The 19536-nt window shown below is 71.3% G+C and carries 18 protein-coding genes; 8 read left to right on the top strand and 10 right to left on the bottom strand.

Going from position 1 to position 19536, the window contains the following annotated elements:
* Positions 1-8: 8 nt before the first annotated feature.
* Positions 9-1514: a D-alanyl-D-alanine carboxypeptidase/D-alanyl-D-alanine-endopeptidase gene (gene dacB / locus ACFYY1_RS14235; RefSeq protein ID WP_388584518.1), complete on the bottom strand. Its 1506-nt coding sequence runs from the start codon at positions 1512-1514 to the stop codon at positions 9-11.
* An 86-nt stretch (positions 1515-1600) separates the two neighbouring features.
* Between dacB and ACFYY1_RS14230 the strand changes: the two genes are divergently transcribed.
* On the top strand, positions 1601-2095 hold the full coding sequence (locus ACFYY1_RS14230) for an inorganic diphosphatase (RefSeq protein WP_031090989.1): 495 nt from the start codon (positions 1601-1603) through the stop codon (positions 2093-2095).
* Positions 2096-2381: 286 nt separating this feature from the next.
* Positions 2382-4091, top strand: a complete 1710-nt coding sequence (locus ACFYY1_RS14225; RefSeq protein ID WP_388584516.1) for a threonine/serine exporter ThrE family protein — start codon at positions 2382-2384, stop codon at positions 4089-4091.
* A gap of 27 nt (positions 4092-4118) precedes the next feature.
* Here ACFYY1_RS14225 and ACFYY1_RS14220 read toward each other — a convergent pair whose 3' ends face one another.
* Positions 4119-4832, bottom strand: coding sequence for a DedA family protein (locus ACFYY1_RS14220; RefSeq protein WP_388584513.1), 714 nt, complete (start codon positions 4830-4832; stop codon positions 4119-4121).
* Between the two features lie 171 nt (positions 4833-5003).
* Between ACFYY1_RS14220 and ACFYY1_RS14215 the strand changes: the two genes are divergently transcribed.
* Entirely contained in the window at positions 5004-5369 is a 366-nt protein-coding gene (locus ACFYY1_RS14215; RefSeq protein WP_383712496.1) for a YbjQ family protein, read from the top strand.
* 48 nt (positions 5370-5417) lie between these two features.
* Here ACFYY1_RS14215 and ACFYY1_RS14210 read toward each other — a convergent pair whose 3' ends face one another.
* Positions 5418-6176, bottom strand: coding sequence for a MerR family transcriptional regulator (locus ACFYY1_RS14210; RefSeq protein ID WP_388584510.1), 759 nt, complete (start codon positions 6174-6176; stop codon positions 5418-5420).
* Positions 6177-6312: 136 nt separating this feature from the next.
* Between ACFYY1_RS14210 and ACFYY1_RS14205 the strand changes: the two genes are divergently transcribed.
* From ACFYY1_RS14205 to ACFYY1_RS14195, 3 genes are all read left to right on the top strand, one after another.
* Positions 6313-7599 carry an ion channel protein gene (locus ACFYY1_RS14205; protein WP_388584507.1) on the top strand — a complete coding sequence of 429 codons (1287 nt, stop codon included), beginning with the start codon at positions 6313-6315 and terminating at the stop codon, positions 7597-7599.
* A gap of 154 nt (positions 7600-7753) precedes the next feature.
* The gene (gene wrbA, locus ACFYY1_RS14200; protein ID WP_388584505.1) at positions 7754-8371 is read left to right on the top strand and encodes an NAD(P)H:quinone oxidoreductase; all 618 of its coding nucleotides are present in this window, start codon (positions 7754-7756) and stop codon (positions 8369-8371) included.
* 182 nt (positions 8372-8553) lie between these two features.
* Positions 8554-9978, top strand: coding sequence for a glutamate decarboxylase (locus ACFYY1_RS14195; protein WP_388584502.1), 1425 nt, complete (start codon positions 8554-8556; stop codon positions 9976-9978).
* A gap of 73 nt (positions 9979-10051) precedes the next feature.
* On the opposite strand, the gene ACFYY1_RS14190 is transcribed toward ACFYY1_RS14195, so the two are convergent.
* From ACFYY1_RS14190 to ACFYY1_RS14175, 4 genes are all read right to left on the bottom strand, one after another.
* Positions 10052-10672, bottom strand: coding sequence for a PadR family transcriptional regulator (locus tag ACFYY1_RS14190; RefSeq protein WP_388584500.1), 621 nt, complete (start codon positions 10670-10672; stop codon positions 10052-10054).
* A 16-nt stretch (positions 10673-10688) separates the two neighbouring features.
* On the bottom strand, positions 10689-11240 hold the full coding sequence (locus ACFYY1_RS14185) for a DinB family protein (RefSeq protein ID WP_388584497.1): 552 nt from the start codon (positions 11238-11240) through the stop codon (positions 10689-10691).
* A gap of 132 nt (positions 11241-11372) precedes the next feature.
* Positions 11373-12830, bottom strand: coding sequence for an aldehyde dehydrogenase family protein (locus ACFYY1_RS14180; protein ID WP_388584495.1), 1458 nt, complete (start codon positions 12828-12830; stop codon positions 11373-11375).
* A gap of 55 nt (positions 12831-12885) precedes the next feature.
* Complete coding sequence (locus ACFYY1_RS14175; RefSeq protein ID WP_388584492.1) at positions 12886-13767, bottom strand: helix-turn-helix domain-containing protein; 882 nt, start codon at positions 13765-13767, stop codon at positions 12886-12888.
* Positions 13768-14093: 326 nt separating this feature from the next.
* Between ACFYY1_RS14175 and ACFYY1_RS14170 the strand changes: the two genes are divergently transcribed.
* On the top strand, positions 14094-14591 hold the full coding sequence (locus ACFYY1_RS14170) for an ATP-binding protein (RefSeq protein ID WP_388584490.1): 498 nt from the start codon (positions 14094-14096) through the stop codon (positions 14589-14591).
* 324 nt (positions 14592-14915) lie between these two features.
* On the opposite strand, the gene ACFYY1_RS14165 is transcribed toward ACFYY1_RS14170, so the two are convergent.
* Positions 14916-15158 carry a DUF397 domain-containing protein gene (locus tag ACFYY1_RS14165; RefSeq protein ID WP_266690134.1) on the bottom strand — a complete coding sequence of 81 codons (243 nt, stop codon included), beginning with the start codon at positions 15156-15158 and terminating at the stop codon, positions 14916-14918.
* A gap of 265 nt (positions 15159-15423) precedes the next feature.
* On the opposite strand from ACFYY1_RS14165, the gene ACFYY1_RS14160 reads away from it, so the two are divergent.
* Positions 15424-15912 (top strand): hypothetical protein, encoded by a 489-nt coding sequence (locus ACFYY1_RS14160; protein WP_388584487.1) that lies wholly within the window; start codon positions 15424-15426, stop codon positions 15910-15912.
* 16 nt (positions 15913-15928) lie between these two features.
* On the opposite strand, the gene ACFYY1_RS14155 is transcribed toward ACFYY1_RS14160, so the two are convergent.
* Both ACFYY1_RS14155 and ACFYY1_RS14150 read right to left on the bottom strand, forming a co-directional pair.
* Complete coding sequence (locus tag ACFYY1_RS14155; protein WP_388584485.1) at positions 15929-18106, bottom strand: FUSC family protein; 2178 nt, start codon at positions 18104-18106, stop codon at positions 15929-15931.
* A 146-nt stretch (positions 18107-18252) separates the two neighbouring features.
* On the bottom strand, positions 18253-19443 hold the full coding sequence (locus tag ACFYY1_RS14150; protein WP_388584482.1) for a DUF2786 domain-containing protein: 1191 nt from the start codon (positions 19441-19443) through the stop codon (positions 18253-18255).
* Between the last annotated feature and the right edge of the window lie 93 nt (positions 19444-19536).

The following is a 19536-nucleotide window of genomic DNA, read 5'->3' as shown; positions in this document are numbered from 1 at the left end:
TGACCGGCTCAGCGGGGGACGGTGCTCAGGGCTGTGGCAAGGGTGTCGAGGGCGGACTGGGCTTCGGACGGGGAGGTCGTGCCGGAGGCCAGGAAGGCGAAGGCAAGCAGCCGGCCCTGGCGGTCGACGACCGTTCCCGCGAGGGTGTTCACGCCGGTGAGGGTGCCGGTCTTGGCGCGGATCAGGCCGGTGCCCGCGGACTTCCCGGCGAAGCGGTCGCTGAGCGTGCCGCTGAAACCGGCGACCGGGAGGCCGGTGAGGACCGGGCGGAGTTCGGGGTGGTCGGGGTCGGCCGCGCGGGCGAGGAGGCCGGCCAGCAGTCCGGCGGTGACCTTGTCCTTGCGGTTCAGTCCGCTGCCGTCGGCGAGGTCGGCGCCCTTCAGCGGCAGGCCGAGCTTCTTGAGCTGTGCGGTGACGGCCCGTCGGCCGCCCGCGAAGTCGGCCGGTTCGCCGGCGGCGAGGGCGGTCTGCCTGGCGAGTGCTTCGGCGATGTCGTTGTCACTGTTGGTCAGGGCCCGTTCGACCAGAGCGGAGAGCGGGACGGAGCGGTGTTCGGCGACCTTCCGGGACCCGGCGGCCGGGCGGCCGTGCTTCGGCTTCGCCGCGGTGTCGATCCCGGCGTCGTGGAGCAGCCTCGCGAAGGTGCGGGCGGTGTCCCCGGCCGGGTCGTCGCTGCGCGGGGCGGGTCCGCTGTCGGAGTCGTCGAGCCTGCCCTCGTCGGTCATCAGGGCGCTGACGGGCGCGATGTTCTCGTTGGGGCCGATCGGGTGCCTGGCCGGCCCGGAGTAGCGGGAGGTGTCGTACGTGAGGCGGGCCTTGCCGATGCCGTGGTCCTTCAGGGCGCGGGCGGTGTCGGTGGCCAGCCGGCGCAGGGCGGCCTTGTCGAGGGTGGGGTCGCCGCCGCCGACCAGGGTGATGGACCGGAGGTCGGCGGACGCCCGGACCTCGGTGGCGATGCGGTGGTCGGGGCCGAGGGCGCCGAGGGCAGCGACCGCGGTGGCGATCTTGACGGTGGAGGCGGGCGTCATGGGGGTGCCGGCGCCCTGGCCGTACAGCCGCTCGCCGCTGGCGGTGTCGATGACGACGGCGGCGCGCCGGTCGCCCAGTGCGGAGTCCTTCAGCAGCGGGCCGAGGGTGGCGCGGAGGGCGCCGGCCGCGCCGTTCGGGGTGGTGCGGGCGTCCGGGGCGGCGTTGTCGACGGCGGCGGAGAGGGCGGCCAGAACGGCCGGGGCGCTGGGCGCGGGGGCCGGTCCGGCCGGTGCGGCGGGCTCGTGATGTGCGCCACCTGTACGGTTCCGGGCGGCGGCCCAGTCGATCTCGGCCTTACGCTGACCCGAGTCCCAGGGGCCGGCGGCGAGGACGGCGCCGGCTGCGAGCGCCAGGCCGAGGCCGGCGGAGACGACGGTGAACTGTCGGTCGTTCAGTCCCTTCAACCTGATCACGGCGGCCCGCAGGGCGCGCCTGCTCAGCTTGTCCAGCGGGTTGACCGACGGTCTTTTCACCGGCTCGTCCACCGTTGACCAGCCCCTTTCGCGAGCACACATCTGCGTGGGGGACACTTAATCACCAGTCGTATGTGTTGATCATGGAGGAGCCACCCGTGGAGTTCGACGTCGTTATCGAGATCCCGAAGGGTTCGCGGAACAAGTACGAGGTGGACCACGAGACCGGTCGGATCCGCCTGGACCGTCGACTCTTCACCTCGACCAGCTACCCGGCGGACTACGGCTTCGTCGAGAACACCCTCGGCGAGGACGGCGACCCGCTGGACGCGCTGGTCATCCTGGAGGAGCCGACCTTCCCCGGCTGCCTCATCAAGTGCCGCGCCATCGGCATGTTCCGGATGACGGACGAGGCCGGCGGCGACGACAAGCTGCTGTGCGTGCCGGCCTCCGACCCCCGGGTGGAGCACCTGCGCGACATCCACCACGTGTCGGAGTTCGACCGCCTGGAGATCCAGCACTTCTTCGAGGTCTACAAGGACCTGGAGCCCGGCAAGTCGGTCGAGGGCGCCGACTGGGTCGGCCGCGCCGAGGCCGAGGCCGAGATCGAGGCCTCCTACAAGCGCCTTGAGGCGCAGGGCGGCGCGCACTGACCCGAGGGTCGTGGCCGGATTCCGGCCGAGGTACGTGACACGGTTCCGTTTCCACGGTTCCGGGCCGGGAACGGGCGGTACTCCTCATCGCGGAGTGCCGCCCGTTCCGCGTGTCCGCCGCAGTCCGTGCGGCGCCTGCTCCGCGTCTCCACCGCGATCCGTGCGGCGCCCGTTCCGCGTGTCCGCCGCGATCCGTGCGGAGCCCTCCTGGCGTCCGGGCCGCCTCCCGTGGCCATACTGGGCACAGGTGCGGCCGACGGCGCGCAGCCGAGAGGAGCGAGGTCGAGTGGTGGCGGAACAGGGCGGTCCGGAGGACCAGAAGCCCCAGTCCGACGAGGCGCGCAGCGCCTTCACCCCGCCGGCCGGGGTGGACCGGCGCGCGTCCGCGCCCGACGACGACCACCCGACGTCGGAATTCGCCGTTCCGGCCGGCCTGACGACCGAGCCCCAGGGGTCGGGAACGGGTTCCGCTTCGGGCTCCGCCCCGGGGTCCGGTTCGGGTTCGGAGACGATCGGTTCGGCCTTCGCCCCGCCGCGCACCTACAGCGCCCAGCACTCGCCGCCCGCCTTCACCCCGGCCCACGGCAGCCCGATGATCCGGCTGACCAAGGAAGCCCCCTGGCAGGACCGGATGCGCACGATGCTGCGGATGCCGGTCGCCGAGCGCCCGGCGCCCGAGACGGTGCAGAAGGCCGACGAGGTGGGGCCCGCGGTACCCCGCGTGCTCGACCTGACGCTGCGTATCGGGGAGCTGCTGCTGGCGGGCGGCGAGGGCGCCGAGGACGTCGAGGCGGCCATGTTCGCGGTGACCCGCAGCTACGGCCTGGACCGCTGCGAGCCCACGGTCACCTTCACCCTGCTGTCCATCTCGCACCAGCCGTCGCTGGTCGACGACCCGGTGACGTCGAGCCGTACCGTACGCCGCCGCGCCACCGACTACACCCGGCTGGCCGCCGTCTTCCGGCTCATAGACGACATCACCACCGAGGACGTCGAGGTCTCGCTGGAGGAGGCCTACCGGCGGCTGGCGGAGATCCGGCGCAACCGCCATCCGTACTCCGGCTGGGTGCTGACGCTGGCCGCCGGCGGGCTCGCCGGGGCGGCGTCGGTGCTGCTCGGCGGCGGTGCGCTGGTGTTCGTGGTGGCGGCGGTCGGCGCGATGCTCGGCGACCGGCTCGCCTGGCTCTGTGCCGGGCGTGGGCTGCCGGAGTTCTACCAGTTCGTGGCCGCGGCGATGCCGCCGGCCGCGCTGGGGGTGGCGCTGACCCTGACCCACTGGTCGGACCTGCAGCCGTCCGCGGTCATCACCGGTGGGCTGTTCGCGCTGCTGCCGGGGCGGGCCCTGGTGGCGGGGGTGCAGGACGGGCTGACCGGTTTCTACATCACCGCGGCCGCGCGGCTGCTCGAAGTCATGTACCTGTTCATCGGCATCGTCGTCGGTGTGCTGCTGGTGCTCTATCTGGGGCTCCAGCTGGGCGCCCAGCTGAACCCCGAGGCCAGGTTCGTCGCCCCTGACCGGCCGGTGGTGCAGATCCTGGCGTCGATGGCGCTCTGTTTCGCCTTCGCGATCCTGCTCCAGCAGGACCGGTCCACGGTGCTGGCGGTGACCCTCAACGGCGGTGTGGCCTGGGTGATCTACGGGGCGATGGCCCGCACCGGCAACATCTCGCCGGTGGCGGCGACGGCGACGGCGGCCGGTCTGGTGGGGCTGTTCGGGCAGCTGCTCTCGCGCTACCGGTACACCTCGTCGCTGCCGTTCATCACGGCGGCGATCGGCCCGCTGCTGCCCGGTTCTGCCACGTACTTCGGTCTGCTGGCCGTGGCGCAGGGGCGGGTGAACGCCGGGCTCGCCTCGCTGTCGACCGCGGTGGCCACGGCGCTGGCCATCGCGATCGGGGTGAACCTGGGGAGCGAGATCTCCCGGCTGTTCATGCGGGTGCCGGGTGCGGTCGGCGGGGCGGGCCGCCGCGCGGCCAAACGGACGCGCGGCTTCTGATCCCCTGCCCCGCGGCCGGGGCGGGCGTCAGCGCTTGGCGTGCCGGCCGCGCTGGCCCTGGGACGGGGTGCCCCCGGCGGACGGGCCGTGGCCCTCGCCGCTGCCGGACGCCGCTTCCTTCTTCGACTTGGAGCGGGCCCGCAGGAACTCGATCGCGATCGGCAGCACCGAGATGAGCACGATCAGGATGAGCATCGCCTCGATGTTCTCGTGGACGAAGTCGATCTTGCCGAGGGCCGAGCCGAGCAGCGTGACACCGACGCCCCAGAGGATTCCGCCGACGATGTTGAACACGATGAACGAGCGGTAGTTCATCCGGCTCACACCGGCGATGATCGGCGTGAACGTACGCACCACGGGCACGAAGCGGGCCAGGATCAGCGACTTCGGGCCGTACTTCTCGAAGAAGTCGTGCGCCTTCTCGACGTTCTCCTGCTTGAACAGGCGGGAGTCGGGGCGATTGAAGAGCGAGGGGCCGACCTTGCGGCCGAAGAGATAGCCCACCTGGTCGCCGATGATCGCCGCCAGCGCCACCAGGAGGCAGACCAGCCAGAGCGGGGTCTTCAGCTGGCCGGTGGTCACCAGCAGACCTGTGGTGAACAGGAGCGAGTCGCCGGGGAGGAAGAAGCCGATCAGCAGTCCGGACTCGGCGAACACGATGAGGAGGACGCCGGGAAGCCCGAAGGTGTTGATCAGATAATCCGGGTCCAGCCAGCTCGGGCCGAGCGCAAGCGTATTCAAGGGTCCGGGGCTCCTGGATCGATCGATGGCGGCTGCGTGGCCGCCCCAAGCTATCAACGCAGGATGACGCCCCCGGGTTCCAGATGGCCCCCACGAGGACAACCACCGGCCCGGCCGGGGATGCACACCGGGCCAACCGGGACAAAGCTGACCCCCAGGAGGTGCCACACGATGGGCATTGAGGATTACGGCGGCGGGCAGACGGAACGGTCGGACGTGCTGATCGTCACGACGAACGACGTACCGGGCCACCAGGTGACGCAGGTGATCGGGGAGGTGTTCGGCCTCACCGTGCGATCCCGCCATCTGGGCAGCCAGATCGGCGCCGGGCTGAAGTCCATGATCGGCGGCGAGCTGAAGGGGCTGACCAAGACGCTCGTCGAGACCCGCAACCAGGCGATGGAGCGGCTCGTCGAGCAGGCGAAGGCCCGGGGCGCCAACGCGGTGCTGATGATGCGCTTCGACGTGACCGAGGCGGCCGACGTGGGCACGGAGGTGTGCGCGTACGGAACCGCGGTCGTGATCAGCCGGAGCTGAGCGGGCACGGCACGGGGCGGGGCACCTCCGCCCCGTGCCGCGTGGCGGTCACCCCAGGCGCCGGGCGTTGGCCTCGATCGCGTCCCGCAGGTGCTCGGCCAGGCCCGGCCGCATCGAGTCGTAGTACGCGCGGAACCGCTCGTCGGACACGTACATCTCGCCGAGCCCCCGGTGCATCTCGGCGGAGCACTCGTAGAACCACTTGCCGATGTGGCGCCGGTGGGCCTCGGCCAGCTCCATCGCCCGCTCACCGGTGGCCGGCTCCCCGGCCTCCATCAGCGCTTGGTACGCGGCGGTCCATTCGGCGACCTCCGCCTGCATCCGCTTCCAGTCGTCCTTGGTGTAGCGGGCGGCCCGGCGCTGCGACTCGGCGTACAGGTCGGTGCCGCCCCAGCGGCGTTCGGCCTCCTCGGCGTGCGCCTCGGGGTCCTTGCCCCCGAAGACCTCGAACTTCTCCTCGGGCGTGAGGTTGATGCCCATCTTCCGTGCCTCCATTGCTGTTTCGACGGCGTCGGCCATCCTTCTCAGCTCGGCGATCCGATCGGAGAGCAGCCGGTGCCGGCGCCGCAGGTGCTCCTGCGGGTCCGCCCGCGGATCGTCGAGCAGTACCGCGATCTCGTCGAGCGGGAAGCCGAGTTCCCGGTAGAACAGGATCTGCTGGAGCCGGTCGAGATCGCCGTCGTCGTAGCGGCGGTGCCCGGCCCGGCTGCGCGCGCTGGGCGAGAGCAGTCCGATGCCGTCGTAGTGGTGCAGGGTGCGCACCGTGACTCCGGCGAATCCGGCGACCTGTCCCACGGAGTAGTCCATGGCTCCTTCGTTCCCTTCTCCGATCGGGTACGTCCCGAGCCTGGGTCCTGACGTGACGTGAGGTGCAAGCCCGAATTGCCGCCACTCCGGCACCACCAGAAGGGTTATGTAACTTTTACGCCGTTATGGTGATCCGGTGGCCACCGAATCCTCCACCCTCGCCGGATCCGCCCCCGAACCCACCCCCGTACAGCGGCTGCTGCCCGTCATCGTGCCCGCACTGGCCGTCGGCATCCTCTCCGCCCTCGTCCTGCTCGGCATCAGCCTGCTCGCCGAGAAGCTTCAGGGCGTGCTCTGGGAGACGCTCCCCGACGCGCTCTCCGTCGGCCGCTACTCCGCGCTCTGGATGATCGTGATGCTCACCGCGAGCGGGCTGGCGGTCGGCCTGCTCGTCCGGGCGGTACCCGGTCACGCGGGCCCCGATCCGGCGACCACCGGGCTGGTCGATCCGCCGCTGCCGCCGCTCGTGGTGCCGGGGCTGCTGCTCGTCACGGCCCTCACCCTGGCGGGCGGGGTCAGCCTCGGTCCGGAGAATCCGATCACGGCCGCCAACATCGCGCTGGCCTGCTGGCTCGGCCGCCGTCTCATGCCCGGCACACCGGTGGCACTCTGGCTCTCGCTCGCCGCGGCCGGCACCATCGGGGCGCTCTTCGGCACCCCGGTCGCCGCCGCGCTGATCCTCACCGAGACCCTCGCCTCGCGCGCCGAACCGGGCGCGCTCTGGGACCGACTCTTCGGCCCGCTCGCGGCGGGCACCGCGGGCGCGCTCACCATGACGCTGCTGGCCCACCCCAGCTTCGACCTGGCGCTGCCGGACTACGCCCGGCCGCACTGGAGCGACCTGCTCCCCTCCGTCGTCATCGCCCTGGCGGGGGCGGTGCTCGGCATGCTGATGGTGTACGCGTTCCCGTACGCGCACCGGCTCTTCAGGGCCCTGCGGCACCCGGTCCTGGCGCTGACCGCGGGCGGGCTGCTGCTCGGCCTGCTGGGTGCGCTGGGCGGCCCTCTCACCCTGTTCAAGGGGCTCGACGAGGTGAAGGAGCTCGCCGCCGACCCGGGTGGCCGGTCGGCCTGGCAGTTCGCGCTCATGGCCCTGGTGAAGGCGGCCGCGCTGGTGATCGCGGCGAGCTGCGGCTTCCGGGGCGGGCGGATCTTCCCCGCCGTCTTCGTGGGCGTCGCGCTGGGGCTCTGCGCCCACGCCCTGGTCACCTCGGTGCCGGTGGCGCTGGCGGTGACCTGCGGGGTGCTGGGGGTGCTGCTGGCGATCACCCGGCAGGGCTGGCTGAGCCTGTTCACCGCCGCGGTACTGGTCGGCGACGCGGCCGTGCTGCCGATCCTGTGCATCGCCTCGCTGCCGGCCTGGCTGCTGGTGACCGGGCGGCCGCAGATGCAGCTGCACGAGGACGGCACGCCGCTGAAGTGAGCCGTCGGCGGCGAGGCGGACCACGGGGTGCGCGCCCGAAGCGCCGAATGCCCGTCTCTTCCGTATCGTCACCTCCGTACGCATTCGCCCCGCAGGGCCCCTGCCCGCAGGGTCCGTACGGATGCGTCCCGTCAGCTTGCCGGAGGTTCGCGCAATGCCCACGCCCGTCAACGTCGCCGTCATCTACTACTCGGCGACCGGAACCGTCGCCACGATCGCCAAGGCCATCGCGCAGTACGCCGAGAAGGCCGGTGCCGAGGTGCGGCTGCGCAAGGCCGGTGAGCTCGCCCCGCAGGCGGCCATCGACTCCAACCCGGCCTGGGCGGCCAACGCGAAGGCCACCGCCGACATCGCCCAGGTCTCGCCCGACGACGTGATCTGGGCGGACGCCGTGATCCTCGGTACGCCGACCCGGTTCGGCAACGTGAGCGCCCAGCTCAAGCAGTTCCTCGACACCCTCGGCGGCCACTGGCAGGCGGGTCACCTCGCGGACAAGGTCTACAGCGGCTTCACCTCCACCAGCACCACGCACGGCGGCCAGGAGTCCACGCTGCTCGCGCTCTACAACACGGTCCACCACTTCGGCGGCATCCTGGTCGCCCCCGGCTACACGGACCCGTCGAAGTTCGTCGACGGCAACCCGTACGGCACCTCGCACGTGGCCGGCCAGGGCGACATCCCGGTCGGCGAGCAGACCCTGACCGCCGCCCGGGTCCAGGCCGAACGGGTCGTGAAGTTCACCCGGGCCATCAAGGACGGCCTCGCCTCCTAGGGCCTCTCGTTCGGATCATGCCGGGCTCGCGGGGTCTGGCACGCCCGCTCGCCGCGTTGTCGTCACTCGCCGACGCGCCGCGTCGACTCCCTCCTCCGCCTTGCGATCGCACGCACCAGACCCCGCTCCCTGATCCGGCCTGATCCAAACGAAAGACCCGAGAGCTGAAAGGGCTGCCGCCGATGCCTCTCCACAAGGGCTCGTCCCAGAAGACGGAACCGTCCGAAGCACGCCGAAAACTCGCCCTCAACCCGTTCTACGGCGAAGCCGACCCGGTCGCCGGCATGGAGTCGGCGCCGCCCCGGCACCGGCTGCCCGACGGGCCGATGCCGCCGTCGACCGCGTACGGCCTGGTCCACGACGAGCTGATGCTCGACGGCAACTCACGGCTCAACCTCGCCACGTTCGTCACCACCTGGATGGAGCCCCAGGCCGGGGTGCTGATGGGCGAGTGCCGCGACAAGAACATGATCGACAAGGACGAGTACCCGCGCACGGCCGAGCTGGAGCGGCGCTGCGTGGCGATGCTCGCCGATCTCTGGAACGCCCCCGATCCCGCGGCGGTCGTGGGCTGTTCGACGACCGGCTCCAGCGAGGCCTGCATGCTCGCCGGGCTGGCGCTGAAGCGCCGCTGGGCGGCCCGGAACTCCGACCGCTATCCGGCGTCCGCCCGGCCGAACCTGGTCATGGGCATCAATGTGCAGGTCTGCTGGGACAAGTTCTGCAACTTCTGGGAGGTCGAACCCCGGCTGGTCCCGATGGAGGGCGAGCGCTTCCACCTCGACCCGCAGGCCGCGGCCGACCTCTGCGACGAGAACACCATCGGCGTCGTCGGCATCCTCGGCTCCACCTTCGACGGTTCGTACGAGCCGATCGCGGAGCTGTGCGCGGCACTGGACGCCCTCCAGGAACGCACCGGCCTCGACATCCCCGTCCACGTGGACGGGGCCTCCGGGGCGATGGTGGCACCGTTCCTGGACGAGGACCTGGTGTGGGACTTCCGGCAGCCGAGGGTGGCATCCGTCAACACCTCCGGGCACAAGTACGGCCTGGTCTACCCGGGCGTCGGCTGGGTGCTGTGGCGCACGCCCGCCGACCTGCCCGAGGAGCTGGTCTTCCGGGTCAACTACCTGGGCGGCGACATGCCGACCTTCGCGCTGAACTTCTCCCGGCCGGGTGCGCAGGTGGTGGCGCAGTACTACACCTTCCTGCGGCTGGGCCGGGAGGGCTACCGGGCCGTCCAGCAGGCGTCCCGGGACGTGGCCTGCGGGCTCGCGAAACGGATCGAGGAGATCGGCGACTTCCGGCTCCTCACCCGGGGCGACCAGCTGCCCGTCCTCGCGCTGACGACCGCACCGGACGTGGATGCCTTCGACGTCTTCGACGTGTCGCGGCGGCTGCGCGAACAGGGCTGGCGGGTACCGGCGTACACGTTCCCGGCCAACCGGCAGGACCTGTCGGTGCTGCGGGTGGTGTGCCGCAACGGTTTCTCGTCGGACCTCGCCGAACTGCTGCTGGAGGACCTCGGACTGATCCTTCCCGACCTGCGCCGCCAGGCGCATCCGATGAGCCGCGACCGGCAGATGGCGACCTCGTTCCACCACTGAGACGCCACCGCGCCGCCGGGCGGGGTCGGTGCCCGCTCGCCGGGCGGGGTCGGTCCCCGGTCGCCGGGCGGGGTCAGCGGCCCGTCGCGTAAGGGTTCTCCTGCCCTTCGGCGAGCACCCCGACGAAGGGCTCGCCCTCCCCCGCGAAGGTGTACGCCCCGCCCTCGATACGGGCGATCAGCCCGCGCGTCCACTCGGCCCCGGCGTCCGCCGAGTGGACCCACATGTTCATGATCTCGCCGATGTGGCCGATCGACTCGGGCCCCGCCTCCGGCGTGTAGTACTCCGTGACCGTGGCCCGCCACGCCTCAAGGCCGGCCACCCGCTCCCTGAGCAGCGCGACCGCCTCGGCCCGCTCCAGGTCGACCATGCCGCCGAGGGCCGCCGACAGCACGTCCGGCTTCTGGTCGTACGAGGTCAGCGCCGCGCGCAGCAGCGTGAAGTACTCCTCGTGGCCCCGCTCCGTGATCTCGTACTCGGTACGGGGCGGGCCGCCCGCCGTGCTCGGCGCGGTCTCGTGGGCGAGCAGCAGCCCCTGCTTCGCCATCTGCTTCAGCGCGTGGTAGACCGAGCCGGGCTTGGCGTTGGACCACTCGTGCGCGCCCCAGTACTCCAGGTCGTTGCGGACCTGGTAGCCGTGCGCCCGGCCGTGCTGGCGCACGGCGCACAGGACCAGCAGCCGGATCGCGGACATCTCACGCCCCTTCTACTCAACTTTGATTAGAGTAGCCCCCCGCCTCGGCGACCAGCGCCAGCGCGGTGCGGCCGTCCAGCGACTCCCGGATGATGTCGGCGTGCCCGGCGTGCCGGGCGATCTCCTCCACGAGATGGGCCAGCACCCACCGCATCGAGACCTGCCCGTCCTTCGGGAACCAGGGCGCCTCGGGCAGCGGGAAGGTGTCGCCCAGGTCGGGCACCGAGCGGATGAACTTCTCGGTCTCGGCCGCGACGCCGTCCCAGAACTCCAGCATCTGCTCCACCGTCTCGTCGCCGACGAGCCGGAAGCTGTCCGCCCAGGTCTCCTGGGTGCGGGCGTTCTCGTTCGGCCGCTGCTGGGCCATCCGCAGCCAGTTCAGCTCGGTCTCGGCGACATGCTTGAGCAGCCCGGACAGGGAGAGTTCGCTGGCGCTGGGGCGGCTCGCCGCCTGCTCCTCGGTCAGCCCGAGCAGCGAGCGCCGGACCGCACCGCGCTGGGCCTCGACGAAGGAGAGGAGCATGCCGCGCTCGTCGCCGGGAGCTTCTGCGGGAACGTGAGTGACCATGGTGTCCGCCTCGATGATCCGTGCCGGTTTCTTCCTGACACCGACCAAGCTACGGACCCTTGCGGTCAACTACGGTCCTCAACCCGCAGCGTTCAGAGGCGGTATCTCGGAGGCGGCATTCAGAGGCGGTATTCAGAAGGGGAACTCGCTCCGGCCGTGCTGGATCGAGATCCACTTCTGGGTGGTGAAGGCGTCGACGGTCGCCTCGCCGTTCAGCCGGCCGAGCCCGGAGGACTTCTCGCCGCCGAACGCCACCAGCGGATCGTCCTGGATGGTCGAGTCGTTGACGTGGAACATCCCGCTGACGACGCGCCGCGCGAACCGCACCCCGCGTTCGGTGCTGCGGGTGTGCACGGCGCCGCTCAGCCCGTACGGGGTGTCGTTGGCGATGCGTACGGCCTCGTCCTCGCCGTCGAACGCCATCAGCAGCGCCACCGGGCCGAATATCTCCTGGGACAGCAGCGGGGAGCCGTCGGGGAGCCCGGCGAGCACGGTCGGCTCCACGAGGTTGCCCCGGGTGCGGCCCCGGACCAATGCGGTGGCCCCTTCGGCGATCGCCTGGTCGACCAGGGCGGTCAGGGCGTCGGCCTGGAAGGTGTTGATGACCGGGCCGATCCGGGTCTCCGGTTCACGCGGGTCACCGGTCCTCAGCGCGGCCACCGCGGCGGTGAACCTCTCCGTGAACTCCCGCTCGACGCGGCGGTCCACCAGGATCCGGTTGGCGGCCATGCAGACCTGCCCCTGGTAGACGAAGCGGCTGTGCACGGCGGCCTCGACCGCGTAGTCGATGTCCGCGTCCTCCAGCACCACCAGGGCGCTGTTGCCGCTGAGTTCGAGGATCGTCCGTTTGAAGTGCCCGGCCGCGACGGCGCCGACATGGCGGCCGACCCGGTCCGAGCCCGCGAAGGAGATCACCTTGGGCACGGGGTGCTCGATGAACGCGTCACCGATCTCGGCGACATCGGTGATCACGACGTTCAGCAGTCCGGCGGGCAGTCCGGCGTCCTCGAAGATCTTCGCGATCAGCGTGCCGCCGACGACCGGGGCGTTCTGGTTGGGCTTGACGACGACCGCGTTGCCGAGCGCGAGGGCCGGTGCGACGGACTTCATCGCCACCAGGAAGGGGAAGTTGAAGGGGCTGATCACGCCGACGACGCCGACGGGCAGGCGGTAGAGGCGGTTCTCCTTGCCGTCCGCCAGGGCGGACAGCAGGGTGCCCGGCGGACGCAGCGCCCGGCGGATCGCGTCGCGCAGAAATTCCTCGGCGACCCGGACCTCGTACTCCGCCTTGACCCGGGTGCCACCGAGTTCGTCGATGATCGCGTCGACTATTTCCTCGTGCAGTTCGCCGGTGATGCGCAGCGCGCGTTCCAGGATTTCGCGGCGCTCGTACGGTCCGGTGGTGGCCCAGGTCCGCTGGGCGCGCTCCGCGGCGCGGTAGGCCAGATCGATCTCCTGCGCGGTGGCAATGGTGATCGCGGCGAGTTTCTCCCCGTTGTAGGGGTTGAAATCGATGATGTCCCACGAGCCGGTTCCGGTCCGCCACTCACCGTCGATGTATTGGTCGGCCAGCTCGTAGAAGAAGGACATGCAGATCCCTTGATTCAGGTGCAGACTCCCGTCGAACCGTCATCGTACTGACAAGTCAGGTGAGTTGGAGTAGACCACGGAGCAGATCGCGGCTCTCCTCGGGCCCCGGGCTGTCCTCGTGGAGCCGCGCCATGGCCTTTTCGTACTGCGCGACTTCTTCGGCCTTGTCCAGATAGAGCGCACTTGTCAGCTGCTCCAAATAGACAATGTCCGACAGATCGGATTCCGGGAATCGCAGCATCGTAAAAGAACCGCTCTCGCCGGCATGCCCGCCAAAACTGAAGGGCATCACTTGGAGAGTGACGTTGGGCTGCTCCGACATTTCGATCAGATGCCGCAATTGCCCACGCATCACTTCGCGGTCACCGTAGGGCCGGCGCAGCGCGGCCTCGTCCAGTACGGCATGGAGATGGGGTGCGCGTTCGGAGACGAGGGCCTTCTGGCGTTCCAGCCGCAGCGCGACCCGGCGGTCGATCTCGACGGCGGGCGCGGCGCCCATGCCCCGGGTGACGACCGCGTGCGCGTACGCCTCGGTCTGCAACAGGCCGTGGACGAACTGGACTTCGTACACCCGGATGAGTGAGGCCGCTCCCTCCAGTCCGATGTACGTCTGGAACCAGCCGGGCAGCACATCTCCGTAACTGTGCCACCAGCCCGCCACGTTGGCCTCCCGGGCCAGACCGAGCAGAGCGTCCCGCTCCGCCTCGTCCGTGACTCCGTAGAGCGTGAGCAGGTCCTCGACATCCCTGGCCTTGAAGCTCACCCGTCCCAACTCCATGCGGCTGATCTTCGATTCGGAGGCCCGGATGGAGTAGCCGGCCGCCTCACGGGTGATGCCGCGCGAGTCGCGCAGCCGCCTGAGCTGCGAGCCCAGCAGGATGCGCCGCACCACAGATCCACTCGACTCGCCTGCCGCCACTGGCCCGGTCCTCCCCATCGCTTCCCTGGCATCGGGGCTCCCCCCGACCCCAAGTGCCGGATTCTGCCATCAAAACGCTTCAGCCCGTACTCATTCGATTACGGAAATGAGAAGCCTTCCAGAGAGCTGTGAAAATACATGCAGGAAGAAATGACCAAGAACCGGCACGGGGTCGGACAGGTCAGGCGCGTGCACGTGCATCTGCCCTTGCATCCGCCCGACGCATTGGGAACCATGGGGCTCGCGCACCTGCGTGCTCGTTCGTGTTGTGCCGCTGTACCCCCGCAGTACTGATACAGCCGCGAATCCCGGGAGTGCCTCGCATGGGGACGAATGGATCGACGATGCTCGAGCCGTTACGGCAGGGGCTTCCCCCCATCGATCCCTCAGCCGTCTCCGGTTCGGCCACCTGCACACTGCCCGCCCGCTACGAAGCCGTGGGCGGGGCAAGGCGGTTCACCCGGACGACACTGAACGGATGGGGCCTGGCCGAGCGTTTCGACGACGTCGCGCTGGTGGTCTCCGAACTCGTCACCAACGCCCTGCGCCACGCCCTGCCTTCGGACAGCTCCGCACCGGAGCCCCAGGACCCGCCGGTACGGCTGCACTTGATGCGCTGGAGCTCGCGGCTGGTGTGCGCGGTGCGCGATCCCAGCCGGGAGAGTCCGGTCGCCTCCGAGGCGCCGGACTGCGCGGAATCCGGCCGCGGGCTCTTCCTCGTGGAGTCCTTCAGCGACTCCTGGGGCTGGCACCCCACCCCGGAGCCGGAGAACCCGAACGCCCCGGCGGCATCGCGCGGCAAGGTGGTCTGGGCGATGTTCCGGCTCACCGACGGCATGTGACCCGCCCGGCCGCGAGCAGCGGCCGGCGGTCCGGGCCGGACACCGGCCTGCGGGAAGCGGTCAGCCGCCCGCCGCGAGGCGGTCGGTCACGCGCTGCGCGCTGGAGGGTCACCCGCTGCGAGGCGGTTGGCCGCCTGCCGCAAGGTGACCGGCTGCCTGTCGCAAGGCGGTCGGCTGCCTGACGCGAGGTGACCGGTCGCCTGCCGCAAGGTGACCGGCTGTCTGTCGCAAGGCGGTTGGCCGTCTGTCGCAAGGTGATCGGCTGTCTGTCGCAAGGCGGTCGGCTGCCTGACGCGAGGTGGCCGGTCGCCTGCTGCGAGGTGATCAGCCGCCCGCTACGAGGTGGTCGAACTCCCCGTCCTTCACCCCGAGCAGCAGTGCCTCTATCTCGGCCGGCGTATAGACCAGCGCCGGCCCGTCGGGGTGGCGAGAATTCCGCATCGCCACATCTCCGTCGGGCAGTTTCGCGAACTCCACGCAGGAACCCTGGGAGTTGCTGTGTCTGCTCTTCTGCCAGACGACTCCGCGGAGCTCTGTGGCCGCCATGCCGTTGTACACGTGGTGCACAGGACGCTCCCCGAGTTGCAAGGTGCAAGTGTCAACTGTCTCGGATCATAGCTCTGTTCAAATATCCCTGCATGCGCAGATGCATGTGCGGATGCACGTGCACGCGGGGTGTTCTCGCGATTACAGCTTTACTCCGATCCTTACTCCGTATGGACAGACGCACGGAACGCCGTTTCGGCTCCGTCTACCCCCGGTCGAGCTCTCCATCCCGGCGGAACGCGCTGATAACTTGGCCCGGTCTTTCGTCGACAAGGGGGAATTGCAGATGCGTGGAGTCGTACGGACCGGTGCGGTGGTCGCCGCCGGAATCCTCTGCACCGCGGCACTGACCGGCTGCGGCAGCGACAGCGAGAAGAGCGACGAGCGGGGCGGCTCCACCGCCTCGGACCAGCCCGGCCGCCAGGCCGACGACGACAGCGGGGCCGCGACCGACGCCGCCGCACTGGAAGGCGGTTGGGCCGGAAAGACCGACGGCAAGGCGGTCGTCCTGTCGGTGTCGTCGGGGAAGGCCGCGCTGGTCACCGAACAGCATGCCTGCACGGGCACCGTGCAGGACGCGGGCAAGGTGACGCTCACGCTGAAGTGCGTCGACGGCGGCGACGACCGCACCTCGGGGTCCGTCGACTCCAACGACGGCAAGACCGTCGTGGTGTCCTGGGACAGCGGGGTCAAGGACACCCTGGCCAAGACCGACCCGGGTGCCCTGCCGTCCGGCCTGCCGGACCTGGCCGACCTGCCGACCACGGCCCCCTGACGGCCGCCGGCCGGCCTCAATCCGCCTTGCCTCCAGGCGATTTCGGCTTCGGCCCGGACCCGGACCTGCCGTCCAGCCCCCGGGAGAACTCCTCCAGGGCTTCGAGGAGCAGGTGGGCCCCTTCCCGTACGAAGGGGTCCGCCTCGCCCTCGTCCGTGCGCTGCCTCGCGTCCCACTCCGCCAGCGCCTCGCGCACCTCGGTCCAGTCCGGCACCCGCCGCTCCCGCACCGCCTTCGCCCCCTGTTCGGTGGCCCGGCGGAGCGCCTCGGCCAGGCGTGCCGCGTCCGGTACGGGGGTGGCTCCGCCGCCCGGGAGGTGGGCCTCCAGCAGCATCGCGGCCCGGCCCAGCTGGGTGAGCGCGTGCTGGGTTTCGTCGGCTGCGGAGCGCGAGAGGCCGCGGTTGCGCACCGGTTCGTGCTGGGCGGTGGTCAGCGCCTCCTGCCAGGCGACCCGGGCCTCACGGGTGTCGAGCAGCGCGGTTCGCACGTCGTCGTGGCCGCGCTCGGCCGGTTCGGCGTACTGGTCGACGACCGAGGCGGCGTAACGCCCGTCCGCCTTCAGCCAGTCGCCGAGCCTGCCGCGGAGCCTCGGGGTCTCCCAGGCCGGATAGAGGGCGTACGAGGTCATCGCGAGGAGGCCGCCCGCGAGGGTGAGGACGACGCGTTCGAGCACGGTCTGCGACCAGTCGTCGCCCGCCATGCCGAGCAGGAAGACGACGTACGCCGAGACGCAGGCCTGGCCGACCACGTACCCCGTGCCCATCAGCAGGTACATCAGCAGGGCGCAGAGCACGGAGAGCACCGCGGCCGTGGTCACCCCGGGGTGGGCGGTCTGCACGATCGCGGTGGCGAGCGAGACGCCGACGATCGTGCCGCCGAACCGGGCCACGGACCGCGCGTACGTCTGGGAGAACTCCGGCCGCATGACCATGACGGCGGCCATCGGCGCCCAGTAGCCGTGGCCGAACGGCAGCACGGTGCCGATGAGATAGCCGCCGGCCGCGACGACGGAGACCCGGACGGCGTGCCGCAGGATCGGTGAACCCGGGCGCAGCTCCGCGCGCATCGCGGCCAGGACGGCGGGGACCAGCCGGAGCAGGGTGGGACGGCGGCGGTGCGGGGCGACGGGAGTAGGGGCGGGGGTTCCGTCCGCGGGTGCCTTGATGGCCTCGGCGGCCTCCTCGGCCTTGGCGTCCTGCTCCTTCGTGCCTTCGCCCTCGGCCGTCTCGATGACGTCGGAGAGCAGTACGCCGAGCCGGTCGGCGGCGCGGAGCGGTGGGCCGGTGAGGAGCGTTCCGGTGTCCGGGGTCTTCAGCGCGGCGACGGCGGACGGGGCGAGCTCGACCGGGTTGCCGTGGCGGATCGCGCGGGCCGCCGAGTCGAGCACCGATCCGGCGGCGGCGAGCAGCTCGCGGACGCGCTCCCGTTCCGGCCCCTCGGACGGCACCCCCAGGGACGGGTCGGCGAGCGAGGCGAGCACCGGCCTGATCCGTTCGGCGACCCCTCGGGAGCCCCGCAGCTCGGGCGGCCGGCGGCGGGCCTGGCGCGGGGTGACCGCGGCCGCGTTGCGGGCCGTCATCAACGGCACCGGGTCGAACGGGGCGAGCGGGTCGTGGCGCAGCCGGCGGGCGTAGTCGGCCTCGGCGGCCAGCGCGTCGGCGAGGGCGTCACGCTGGGCGCCCCATCTGCGTACCGGGAACAGGACGATCAGCGCCGCCTGCACGATCCCGCCGAACAGGATCATCACGGCGTGCACGGCCGAGTTGGCGACGGAGGTGGGCAGGGTGACCGTGACCAGCATGATCGCCACGTTCGACGCCGCGATGATGCCGGCGGTCGGGCCCGCCGCCCAGGCCAGGCCCGCGACGAAGGTCCAGAGCACCAGCAGGGCGAGGAACAGCACGAGCCGGGAGCCGGTGAGATAGCCGAGGAACGTCGACACGGCGAGGCTCGCCCCGGAGACCAGGGCGAGGACGGGCCGGGGGCGCCAGCTGCGCTGGAAGGTGGCGATGGCCGCCTGGAACGCGCCGAACGCGGAGCTCGCGGCGACCACCGGCCCGAAGAGCGCGAGGCTGATCCCGATGACGAGGGCGAGACCGGCCGCGCCCCGGATCGCGATGAGCGGTTCGAGACGCCGCCGCTCGATCGACAGCCCCGAGCGGGCGGTCTCCTTCAGCGCCCGGAGCCAGCTCATGCCCAGAGCCTAGCCGGAATTACCGTTTCGCCCGAGTTGTCTTGAAGTTGGCTCACGAGGTGCCGTCTGCCGCCGCCCGCGTCCGCCGGGGCGGCGCCGGCCACCGGTGTCCGCGTCCGCGTCCACGTCCGCCGGAGGGGAGTCTCCTACCGCCCCCCGTTTCCGCCGCGCAGCTCCGGACCCTTCCCGCCCATCCGTGCCCGGTCCGCCGCGGCCGTGCCATGGGTCCAGCCGTCCAGGTCGGTGGCGCCCCGGACCCGGGTGGTCGTGGTCTCGGGGAACATCCGCTCGGCGGTGTCCGTGACGGCCATGTCGCGGGCGGCGAGGACCGGGAGGAGATCCGGGCCGCCGGCCCCCTCCGGTCCGGCCCCGGTGCCGGTACCGGCCTCGGCGGTGACCCGGGCGGTGTCGGCGGCGAGCCTGCTGCCCAGCCGCTGGGCGTACGCCATCAGGAAGGACTGCCGGAACGTCTTGGTCCGCTTGCGTCCGCCGGCCCGCTGGCCCGCCTCCGCCTTCGTCATCGCCACCGTGCCCTGGACCAGCAGGGAGGTGTACAGCAGTTCCACCGCGTCCAGGTCCGGCTCGAACCCGACCACCGTGGAGAAGCCGAGGTCGCTGTTCCACACCGCACGGCAGCGGTTCGCGGCGGCGACCGCGTCGAGCAGGATCGCCTTCGCCGTCTCGTACGGCGCGTCGACCCCGATCCGGCACGCCCCCGGCGCCTCCTTGCTGTGCGTACGGGCGGCGAGCAGGGCCTCGTCGATGGAGTGCCGGGCCATCAGCTCCTGCGCCTTGGTGGTGAGGGCCTCCGCCTCCTCGGGAAAACCGGTCGCCTCCGCCTTGGCGAGCAGGGCGCGGATCCGGGTCAGCATCCGGGGTTCGTCGTGCGCCGGCGGCAGGTGGAGGCCGTGCGGGGAGGCGCCGGGCGGGGGCCCGACCGGTTCGATCGCGGGGAGCCGGAGCAGCAGCCGGTACAGGCCGAGGACGGCGGACGCGTAGGAGAAACGGTCCGGACGGTTACGGGGCGGGGCGTCCGGGAGCCCGTCGAGCTGGGCACGCCAGCGCGGCGGCAGCCGCTCGTACCGCGCGGTCTCCGAGACGATCAGCCCGGCGGCCAGGCAGGCCGCCGTCTCGTCGAGCTCGTGGCGGACCAGACGTACGACATCGGCGGGCTGCCAGCCGCGCTCCCAGGCCCGGCGGACGAACTCCTCGCCGCGCCGGAACAGTTCCGCGTCGGCCGCCGGATCGGCGGCGAGGAGGGAGGCGCCGGCGTCGAGACCGGCGTCGCCGTCCGAGTAGAGGGCTGCCGCGAATGCCTGGTCGGTCACCGGTTCCATGAGGTCAGGGTAGGCAGGGCGGTGCGGCGGGGTATGCCTGGCCCTACCCCGTGGACGGGCTCTGGTGGTCGTGATCGCGGGGTGCGGAAACGG

The sequence above is a fragment of the Streptomyces sp. NPDC001890 genome, from assembly GCF_042891445.1.
Taxonomy (GTDB): domain Bacteria; phylum Actinomycetota; class Actinomycetes; order Streptomycetales; family Streptomycetaceae; genus Streptomyces.
Note: the sequence above shows the minus strand (reverse complement) of the source record. Positions and strands in the feature narration are given on the sequence as shown.